A 1,581-nucleotide genomic window follows, 5' to 3' on the forward strand; every position below is an offset into this window, starting at 1 on the left:
CACTTTATTTTTCGCAGGCCCGGAATTATTTGCTAGACCCAGGCCTATATTTCTTACCACCCTTAGCGGCAGCAACTCATTACTAAAGCCATGATAGAACATATCCATAATGCTCATCATTTTCTGGTTCTCTGGTCGTCTACTTTTTTGATAACGCTGCAGGACTTCAAGGCTAGCAATATCTTCGCCCGCTAAGTGTGCTTGCCCCAGAATTTCGATTAGCATCGCAGCATCCATAAAGCCCAGATTAACGCCCTGCCCGGCTAAAGGATTGATAGTATGTGCTGCATCCCCCGCCAATGCCACACCCTGGCGGACATAGTTAATGGCATGGGACTTAAATAAAGGGAAGCTAGCGTGCTCTACAATGCGTGTAATGGTAGGAAGCTCTGAAGGATAAGCAGCTTTGATCGTCGCTAACAGCTCCTCGTTACCCATCTGCGATAATTTGCCGACACTTTCAGGCAAGTCGTACCAGACGAGTGAGCCAAAGTGTTCCTTACCACTATCGGCCAAGGGCAAAAATGCCAAGGGTCCATGAGAGGTGAATGACTGCCAGGTAATATCTTCCTGACTGCCTTCATACGCAGCAGTGCAGACAAAAGCATGCTGCGCATATTTGTCTTTATATTGACCGAGGCTGGCTTGTTCTCGCACACGTGACTGTGCGCCATCGGCACCAATCACTACGCGCCCGCTAATGTCTCCTGCTTTTGATAGTGTCAGGGTTTTCAGCTCACCATCCAATTCCATCTCTTCAATTTTGTCTGGACAATAGACGCTAACATTTTCCAGGCCGTTCATTGCTTCATGCAAAGCGAGATGAACAATATCATTCTCAATAATATTGCCAAGATGACTCTGGCCAATCTGACTGCAATCAAACTCGGTTCTTGCCCATGTCGAGATGTCAGGCAATAAGGCAGATAGCCCCTTTTTAGCAGGCATCTCATTTACTGCTAAACGTCGATAAGGACATAAGCGTTTGCCTTCGATATATTGCCATGCACCCAGGTTTTTTAATATCTGTTCACTCGCATAGCTGATCGCCGATACCCGAATGTGAGGTGCTTCGCCTTCTACGTACGCAGGGGGTAATAGCGGGTCAATGACCGCAACTTTAAAGTTCGATCGAGCCAATCCACAGGCAATGGCAGCGCCGACCATACCGGCACCGACAATCACTACATCATATTGCTTGCTCATGCTTTTCCTCTCAGCAAATCTTTTGCAGTATTATGCAAGAACTTCCCAACAATCACACCTTTGAGCTTATAATATCGCCTGTAATACCCAGTGAAGGACAATAAAAAGATGCGTCTTAATCAATTATCAAATAATGTGTTTTTTAACTTCAAGCAATACGGTTTGACTTTGTTCATCTTGCTCAGCTTAAGTTTCTCTTTTTCACTTCAAGCCGCTGGCTTTCCGCAACGTCTGATAGAAGGAAATTCACAACCCTCTCTCGCGCCGATCATTAAGGAGTCAGCGCCAGCCGTGGTTAATATTGCGACCTATACCATTCAGCGTAAATATAACCCTTTACTACAGTCACCATTTTTTCGACATTTCTTCTCTTTT

Annotated in this window: 1 protein-coding gene and 1 pseudogene; one reads left to right on the forward strand and one right to left on the reverse strand. The window is 45.5% G+C overall.

The window, feature by feature from the left end:
- The coding region (locus A3729_RS16845) for an FAD-dependent monooxygenase (RefSeq protein WP_068634102.1) at window positions 1-1,206 on the reverse strand (1,206 nt) is incomplete at its 3' end.
- 108 nt (window positions 1,207-1,314) lie between these two features.
- On the opposite strand from A3729_RS16845, the pseudogene A3729_RS34035 reads away from it, so the two are divergent.
- Window positions 1,315-1,581, forward strand: a pseudogene (locus A3729_RS34035) (hypothetical protein); the annotation flags it as partial.

The organism is Oleiphilus sp. HI0043, from assembly GCF_001634935.1.